Source organism: Chryseobacterium sp. MYb7 (genome assembly GCF_002979455.1).
GTDB lineage: Bacteria > Bacteroidota > Bacteroidia > Flavobacteriales > Weeksellaceae > Chryseobacterium.
Window position 1 is genome coordinate 41,165 of sequence record NZ_PCOU01000036.1, and the last position, 9,053, is coordinate 50,217.

Annotated in this window: 8 protein-coding genes; all 8 read right to left on the reverse strand. The window is 37.1% G+C overall.

The window, feature by feature from the left end; all coding sequences use genetic code 11:
- Nucleotides 1–3 precede the first annotated feature (3 nt).
- Nucleotides 4–1,113, reverse strand: a complete 1,110-nt coding sequence (locus CQ046_RS21385) for a histidine kinase (RefSeq protein WP_105704216.1) — start codon at nt 1,111–1,113, stop codon at nt 4–6.
- A gap of 57 nt (nt 1,114–1,170) precedes the next feature.
- The gene (locus CQ046_RS21390) at nt 1,171–2,220 is read right to left on the reverse strand and encodes a porin (protein WP_105704217.1); all 1,050 of its coding nucleotides are present in this window, start codon (nt 2,218–2,220) and stop codon (nt 1,171–1,173) included.
- Nucleotides 2,221–2,434: 214 nt separating this feature from the next.
- Nucleotides 2,435–2,992 (reverse strand): potassium-transporting ATPase subunit KdpC, encoded by a 558-nt coding sequence (gene kdpC / locus CQ046_RS21395; protein ID WP_105704218.1) that lies wholly within the window; start codon nt 2,990–2,992, stop codon nt 2,435–2,437.
- Between the two features lie 10 nt (nt 2,993–3,002).
- Nucleotides 3,003–5,042, reverse strand: a complete 2,040-nt coding sequence (kdpB, locus tag CQ046_RS21400; protein ID WP_105704219.1) for a potassium-transporting ATPase subunit KdpB — start codon at nt 5,040–5,042, stop codon at nt 3,003–3,005.
- Nucleotides 5,043–5,070: 28 nt separating this feature from the next.
- Entirely contained in the window at nt 5,071–5,214 is a 144-nt protein-coding gene (locus CQ046_RS23740) for a hypothetical protein (RefSeq protein ID WP_165790572.1), read from the reverse strand.
- 3 nt (nt 5,215–5,217) lie between these two features.
- A complete protein-coding gene (gene kdpA, locus CQ046_RS21405; RefSeq protein WP_105704220.1) occupies nt 5,218–6,912 on the reverse strand; it encodes a potassium-transporting ATPase subunit KdpA in 1,695 nt (564 codons plus the stop codon).
- A 6-nt stretch (nt 6,913–6,918) separates the two neighbouring features.
- Nucleotides 6,919–6,996, reverse strand: coding sequence for a potassium-transporting ATPase subunit F (locus CQ046_RS24085; RefSeq protein WP_077415921.1), 78 nt, complete (start codon nt 6,994–6,996; stop codon nt 6,919–6,921).
- Between the two features lie 353 nt (nt 6,997–7,349).
- Nucleotides 7,350–8,672 (reverse strand): sigma-54-dependent transcriptional regulator, encoded by a 1,323-nt coding sequence (locus CQ046_RS21415; protein WP_105704221.1) that lies wholly within the window; start codon nt 8,670–8,672, stop codon nt 7,350–7,352.
- Between the last annotated feature and the right edge of the window lie 381 nt (nt 8,673–9,053).

Consider the following 9,053-nt stretch of genomic DNA (forward strand, 5'->3'; position numbering starts at 1 on the left):
TTTCTAAGATAAAATAATAATATCTATCTGTCTTTCATTCAGCCTGTTCATCAGGGTATAGATCCAGCTGTACCCCAACATTCGCTGCCAGAAACTGGCATGAGGTTTCCCAATACAGACTGTTGTAATATTGTGATCAATCACATATTCCAGGATTCCGTTATGAACACTGCTTTCTTTGATCCGGACTACTTTGGCACCTAATTCCTGTGCTAAATTAAAATTATTAATTAAATACCGCTGCTTATCCAATGCAATTTTTTCCGGATTTTCTGAGGGTTTCTGAATGTACAAAACAGTCCATGGACTGTTATAGTAGCTGGCTAATCTAGCTGTTTTACGGATAATTGTTTTGGCAATTTTCTCGTTGCTGCTGATACAGGCCAGAAATTTTATAGGTTTAAAATTTTCAGTTTTAATCTCAGTTTCCACCTTCCTTTCCACATGGGTAGCCACTTCTTTTAAAGCCAGCTCACGAAGCTGAAGAATATGCCCGCTTTGGAAAAAATTGCTCAGAGCGATCTGAATTTTTTCCTTTTTATAGATTTTTCCTTCTTTTAACCGGGTCAGCAATTCATCAGCGGTAAGATCAATGTTTACCACTTCATCTGCCAATGCCAGAATTTTATCGGGAACACGTTCCGCTACTTCTACTCCTGTGATTTTCTTTACCTCTTCATTCAGGCTTTCAATATGCTGGATATTCATGGCACTGATGACATTGATCCCGTTATCAAGGATTTCCAGCACATCCTGCCATCTTTTTTTATTTTTGGAACCTTCCACGTTGGTATGCGCCAATTCATCTACGAGAACTACTTCAGGATGTTCATTGATGATAGCCTGAAGATCCATTTCTTCAAGATTCTTTCCTTTATAAAAGACCGATTTCCTTTCAATTTCAGGAAGACCTTCTGCAAGGGCTACGGTTTCTTCCCGTCCATGGGTTTCAATATAGCCAATTTTTACATCAATGCCATTTCGCAAAAGAGAATGCGCTTCCTGAAGCATACGGAAGGTTTTTCCTACGCCTGCACTCATCCCTATATAAATTTTGAATTTTCCTTTACGGGATTTTTGAATCAGTTCTAAAAAATCTTTTGCTGATGACATTGATTTTATTCTTTTTAATTTTACTTTAAACACTTTTAAATGTGGTTAAGCTGATCATTAAAACCAGGCTGCAAGACTTGTTGTAATGAAGAAATTTCCTTTTTTAAATTCATCATTTTTCGCAAAAATGGCATCTTTAGCTGTAAAACCTCTAGCTTCTGTACGAAAAACCACATTTTTAAAGATCGCATAATCTACATTGAGAGAATATCCGAAGGTCTGAAATCCATTAGAAGTTCCAGTATTGATAATCACTCCGTTTTTATCATTGTAATATTCTAATCTTCCTGCCAGCGCCCACTTGTTATCGAATTGATATTTCATCAGAACATTCGGGCTGTACCAGATATTATACTGCTCACTTCCTTTTGATTTTTGCTCTGCACCGATATCAAATCCCAATACAGCAGAAAAGTGATCTGTCAGCTGAAAGCTTCCATACAAATCATGAAAATAACGCATTCTTTTATCTTCTTTTGCTTTATCATTCCCGATAAACGAGCTGCTGTTCAAAGTAATTTTATCATTGGGTTTATAAGTCACCTGATGCCCAAAAGAAATACTCTGGTTTCCTTCCGGTTTTGCAATTCTTTGCCATCCATTCAATACTAATCCGCTTAAAAACCACTTCCCATTATCTGAGGTATAAGAAATTTTGGCACCTGTTTCAAAATAGGGAGAGTTTTCCGCTGCAAAACTTCGGGTAAGGTTGATGTTATCTTTTCCTATAGCGCTTTCCCAGCCGATATGAGACGGCATGATCCCTGCATCAATCCACAGGTTTTTATTTTTAGAAATTTTGATCCCAATATTGGCTTCGTTGACATAGCGCAGTGCATTTTGTTCAGCGGCCATATTATCCTGGGCATAAGTTCCAGCCATTAAAGCTACATTGGCACGGAGATTTTCACTCTGATAGTTGGCTTTAACCAATCCCAGATTAAGATTCATCTCATTATGCCTGTTATATGAGTATAAAAAGTTTTGACGCATATGATTGCCCGGTTCATTAAAATCATAGGTGTAAAAGAGTTCTGCATAAGCGGAAAATGTTACTTTATTTCCTATTTTCAATGAATCTGATGATTGGGCTTTTGAGAAAAACATTCCCAATACGGCACCTATAACTAAATATTTTTTCACGTTATTTTATATATTATTTTTAGACACTAAGAAGAATTTAGCTATAAAGAAAAGTTAAGGATTTGCAAACGAATTATAAATGAGAAATATTTTAAAATCATAGATTTTCTTAATATTGCTTAGCTCCTTCAATCATCTTAATAGTTTCAATTCTTCTTTTTGTCATGTATGAATTGAATTATTTTAATTGATCCAAAGCAATATTAAGCTTCAGAACATTTACTTTTGATGGTCCGAAAAGTCCTAAGAAAGGCTTTTCAGTTTGATTATTGATTAAGTTTTTGACTTGCTCTTGTGAAAGGTTTCTCACTTTTGCAATTCTCTTTGCCTGATACAAAGCTCCTTCCTCAGAAATATCCGGATCCAGCCCGCTTCCGCTTGCTGTCACCAATTCTACAGGAACTTTGACATTTGTCATGTCAGGATTGTCCATTTTTAAAGTATCAATTCTTTTCTGTACAATTTCCAGATATTCCTTGTTGCTTGGACCTTTGTTGCTTCCCCCACTTCCTGCTGCATTATAATTGACAGAAGAAGGACGGCCATGGAAGTATTTTTCAGATTTAAATTCCTGCCCGATATTGGCATACAACTTCTGCCCTTTATTGTAAACAATTTCTCCGTTTCCTTTGTTGGGAAGTATTTTAGAACCTGCGTATACAACTGCCAGATAAATACCTGTAACCACCAACATTACAAGAGTTAATCTGAATGCTGAAACAATATGATTTTTCATTTTTTAAATTTTAATAGAATAAACTGATTACCAAATCAATGATTTTGATTCCGATGAACGGAACAATCACCCCGCCAAGGCCGTAAATCAAAAGGTTTCTTCTCAATAATGCACTTGCACCAATCGGTTTGTAAGCCACTCCTTTCAACGCCAGCGGAATCAGGAACGGAATAATAATCGCATTGAAAATAACCGCTGATAATATGGCTGTTTCAGGGCTGTGAAGATTCATGATATTCAGCTTCTGTAGGGAAGGAATAAAAGTAATAAAGAGTGCAGGAATAATGGCAAAATACTTCGCTACGTCGTTCGCAATACTGAAAGTCGTCAAGGTTCCTCGTGTCATCAGCAGCTGTTTTCCAATTTCCACAATTTCGATCAGTTTTGTCGGGTCGTTATCAAGATCTACCATGTTACCGGCTTCTTTAGCAGCCTGCGTTCCGCTGTTCATCGCTACTCCTACATCGGCCTGAGCCAGTGCCGGAGCATCATTGGTTCCGTCTCCCATCATGGCTACCAGTTTACCTTCCTGCTGTTCCTTTTTGATGTAATTCATCTTGTCTTCAGGCTTAGCTTCAGCAATAAAGTCATCTACTCCTGCTTTCTCCGCAATGAATTTTGCGGTTAAAGGATTGTCTCCGGTTACCATTACCGTTTTCACCCCCATTTTTCTAAGTCTCTGGAAACGTTCCTGGATTCCGGTTTTGATGATATCCTGAAGTTCTATCACTCCCCATACTTTTTCATTAACCGATACCACCAAAGGAGTTCCTCCGTTTTCAGCTATTTTGGTTACCGCATCCTGAGTTTCCTGTGGGAAGATGTTCCCGGCTTTTTCAGTCAGTTTTTTTATCGTATCATAAGCTCCTTTACGGATTCTTGTGTCGTCAAAATCAATCCCTGAGGTTCTGGTTTCTGCTGTAAAATCAATATAAGTAGGATTAGGAACCAATAAATCTTCAGATTTCAAAGCGCTCAGTTCAATGATGGATTTTCCTTCCGGTGTTTCATCCGCTACAGAACTTAATGCAGAAGCTTTAATGAATTCTTCAAGCTGAATTCCATTAGAAGGATGAAATTGAGTTGCCTTACGGTTTCCAATGGTAATTGTTCCTGTTTTATCAAGCAGCAAAACATCAATATCTCCTGCTGTTTCTACTGCTTTTCCACTTTTGGTAATCACATTCGCTCTCAATGCTCTGTCCATCCCCGCAATCCCGATTGCAGAAAGCAGACCTCCGATAGTTGTCGGAATAAGACAAACGAAAAGAGATATAAATGCCGCAATAGTAATCGGAGTCTGCGCGTAGTCTGCAAAAGGCTTTAAAGTGAGGGTAACAATAATAAATGTAAGTGTAAATCCTGCTAAAAGTATAGTTAATGCGATTTCGTTAGGTGTTTTCTGTCTTGATGCTCCTTCTACAAGGGCAATCATTTTATCCAGGAAGGATTCTCCCGGCTTTGTGGTTACTTTTACTTTTATTCTGTCGGAAAGTACTTTTGTACCTCCGGTTACAGAGCTTTTATCTCCTCCTGCTTCACGGATTACCGGTGCACTTTCTCCTGTGATTGCAGACTCATCAATGGTTGCCAAACCTTCAATGATCTCCCCATCCATAGGAATCTGATCTCCGGCTTCACAAAGGAAAATATCGCCTAAAGTCATTTCAGCAGACATTTTCAAAACGGTTTCTACCTGAAATCCCGGTTTATTATCAAGCACTAATTTGGCTGGAGTTTCTTCCCTTGTTTTTCTAAGGGTATCAGCCTGCGCTTTTCCTCTTGCCTCTGCAATAGCTTCTGCAAAATTGGCAAACAGAACGGTGAAAAATAAAATAATAAATACTAAAAAGTTATAGGAAAAGCTTCCCTGTGATTGATCACCAGTAAGGCTGAACATGCTCACGATAAACATGACAATGGTTCCGATCTCCACCAGGAACATTACTGGATTTTTAAACATAATTTTCGGATTCAGCTTTACGAAGGACTGTTTGATCGCTTCGTTTACCAAATCTCTTTGAAATAATGTTTGTGACTGATTTTTCATTTTTTGAAAGAGTTTATATCATTGTAAATCAATAATCACCATCAAGGTCTGCCAAATAATAAGGATAGATATGGATAATATAAGTGAACGTTTCAGTAAGTGTCAGACTGGTTTCTTCCAACTTTTCAGCTCCCTTAATGGTTGAATATTGATTATAATTTTTAATGTTCACATTTTATTTAGAGAAATACTCAATCTGCTCTGCGATAGGCCCTAAAGTCAATGCAGGGAAGAAAGACAGTGCTGCAATCAGTAGAATCACCGCAAGGGTCATAAATCCGAAGGTAGCTGTATCTGTTTTCAGTGTTCCTGAGCTTTCAGGGATATATTTCTTTTGTGCTAACAGCCCTGCAATCGCTACCGGTCCTATAATCGGGATGAATCTTGATAGTAACAGCACAATTCCTGTTGAGATATTCCACCAAGGGGTATTATCTCCAAGTCCTTCGAATCCGGATCCGTTATTTGCTGCAGAAGAGGTAAATTCATAAAGCATTTCACTGAAACCATGGAAACCGGGATTATTCAATGTTTTTGTTCCAAATTCCGGTAAATAAGCCGTTAAAGCTGTTCCTGCAAGAATTAAGAAAGGATGGAATAAAGCTACAATCATCGCGATCTTCATTTCTTTGGCTTCAATCTTTTTGCCCATAAATTCCGGGGTTCGCCCTACCATCAAACCGCTTATGAATACCGCCAGAATGATAAAGATGAAATAGTTTAGAATTCCGACTCCACAGCCTCCGTAGAAGCAGTTGATCATCATCGCAAGCAATTCATTCATCCCTGAAAGAGGCATTGTACTGTCGTGCATCGCATTTACAGATCCTGTAGAAATTACCGTTGTTGCAATACTCCAATATCCTGAAGCAGCGCTTCCAAAGCGGATTTCCTTACCCTCCATAGCACCCAGACTGTGATCTGCTCCCATTTTGGCAATTAAAGGATTTCCTCCGGTCTCATTCACGATATTCGGAATGGTAAGCGCCAGAAAACCGACTGTCATTACGGTAAAGATCACCCATGACAGTTTTCTTTTATTCAGATAAAAACCTAGCGCAAAAACCAATGCAAACGGGATGATCATCTGAGCAACCATCTCTGTCATATTGGTCATATAATTAGGATTTTCAAGGGGATGTGCTGAATTCGCTCCGAAAAAACCACCTCCATTAGTTCCTAAATGCTTGATCGCAACAAATGCAGATACAGGGCCTCTGGAAACATCAGCTTTCTGTCCTTCCAATGTGATGATATGATCTTTTCCTTCGAAAGTCATAGGACTTCCGTTAATAGAAAGGATTAAAGCAACAATTACACTTATCGGAACCAGGATTCTGATCATTGATTTGGTGAAAAAATCGTAGAAATTTCCTAGTTCTGTACTTGTTTTTTCTTTAAAAGCTTTGAAAAGAACCGCCATCGCAGCCATACCTGTTGCAGCCGTTACAAACTGTAAAAACATCAGATAAAGCTGGCTCAGATAACTTACTCCGGTTTCTCCCGAATAATGCTGTAAATTACAGTTGACTAAGAATGAAATGGTAGTATTAAAAGCCAGATCAGGTGACATGTTTGGATTCCCGTCAGGATTTAAAGGAAGCCATGCCTGATTCAGCAAAAGAAGAAAACCAATGATGAACCAAATCAGATTAATTGCCAGCATGGCATACATATTCTGTTTCCAATTCATCTGACGATTGGGATTAATTCCCGAAACTTTATAAATTAACTTTTCAATGGGTTCAAAAACCGGATCTAGAAAAGTTTTTTTGTATCCGTAGACATTAGCTATATATTTACCTAAAAATATTCCGATAACTAATGTAATAGCAAACATTGCTATAATGCCTAAAATTTCTGTATTCATGACCAATTAAAATTTTTCAGGTTTAATTAAAACATAACAGATATACACAAAGGCAAGTATTGAGAGGAAAAATAAACTCCACATAATTTATATTCTATCAAAAAATTCAACTGATTTATATAAAAGCCAAAATAGTACTGCAAAGAGCAGAATTAAACTTACAAGCATCATATCTTGATCATTAAGGTTAAAAGAGTAAATAATACATACGATACAATCAGCAGACTAAAAGTCGAATGCTCCCGTTTTTTAAACGTTTTTCTTGAAATTGTCATTTTTAAATATTTTATTCAGAGACTATATGCCAAAAGAAAGTCCATTTAGAAAAACAAACATATAAAACACTGAATAACAATATAATAAATACAATTACTAATAATCATAAAACAAGAAAAGCCTATCAAAATGATAGGCTCTTTATTAAAATGATAAAAGATTTATTTTACTCCGTATTCTTCCAGTTTCCGATACAGCGTAGCAATACCAATCTCCAGTAATCGGGCTGCTTCTGCTTTATTTCCTTTTGTATACTGTAATACTTTCTGGATATGTATTTTTTCCAGTGAACGCATGCTTAAAGAATCACTTTCCGGAACTGTTTTTTCAGAATAATGAGGAAGGCTTTCAGCATCAAGGATATTGTTATCCATTAAAATCAAACTTCGCTCCACTGCATTTCTTAGCTCACGGATATTTCCTTTCCAGTCATTTTTCTCTAAAACTTTATAATAATCTGGATCAACCTGCACAGCTGACAAGTGAAGTTTATGTGAAAAAAGATCTATAAAATGCTTGGCAATTGCTTTCAGGTCTTCTTTTCTTTCTCTTAATGCAGGAAGAGTGATCTCAAATACATTCAGTCTGAAATAAAGATCTTCTCTGAAATTCCCTTGTTTTATTTCTTCCACAAGATCCCTGTTAGTGGCTGCAATTAGTCTGAAATCAGATCTTGAAACTTTTGTTTCTCCCATTTTGATAAATTCTCTCGTCTCCAGTACTCTAAGTAGCTTTGCCTGAAGTTCAATCGGCATCTCACCAATTTCATCCAGAAATAAAGTTCCTCCGTTAGCTTCTTCAATCAATCCTTTTTTATCTTTTACAGCACCCGTAAAAGCACCTTGCTTATGACCAAAAAGTTCGCTCTCCAAAATTTCCTTACTAAATGCCGAACAATTGATTGCCACAAAACTGTTTTTCTTTCTGTCACTTCCCTCATGAATAGCACTCGCAAAGACCTCTTTTCCGGTTCCTGTCTCGCCGGTAAGAAGAACTGCTGCATCCGTTAAAGCTACTTTCTCAGCAAGCTTCTTTGCCTGCAAAATTAAAGGTGATTTACCAATGATTTGATCAAAGCCTTTCGTGATAATCTGCTGCCCCATCCTTGACTTATTATCTTTCACTTTCTCAAGAGCTTTATATACCAGAGGAATTATTTTCTCATTGTCATCTCCTTTTACCAGATAATCGTAAGCTCCGTTCTTCATAGCCTGTACAGCATCTGTGATATTACCAAATGCCGTCATCAGGATAATCTCCAACTGTGGATATTTGGTTTTAATAGATTTCACCAAATCTACCCCAAAAGCATCAGGAAGACGAACATCACTAAGAACAACATCAAATTCATATTGCTCCAGCATCGTCATTGCTGAACGTGCTGTAGAAGCTTCTTTTACATTAAAATTTTCTTGGGAAAGGATCATTCCTAATAGTTTAAGGAGTTTGATCTCATCATCGATGATCAGAATATTTCCTGACATTATAATTATTTTTGGAAAACTACTACAAACTTATTGAATTTATTCGAGTAAAGCGGGGTTGTGTAAGGAAATAGTTTTTTGAATAGCTAATGATGATTGATAATCCGAGTTGTGAGTTTCGTGTTCCTGGGTTAGTAATGGAGAGCTATTAGGAGTTTTAAAATCCTGATTCCTATAGAATAGATGGGTAGATTTCCATTTGTCATTTCGTAGGAATCCAAGGTTATTGATGATAGTTTTAAAGGATGTAAGATGACAGGATAATGCTTAAATTTTTTTAGCACTTAGTATTAGCCGTGTCATACTGAGCATAAACTAAAGGTTTACGAACATAGTTCATGAAGCATCTTAATTACGATGAATTATATTTCTGCTATTGTA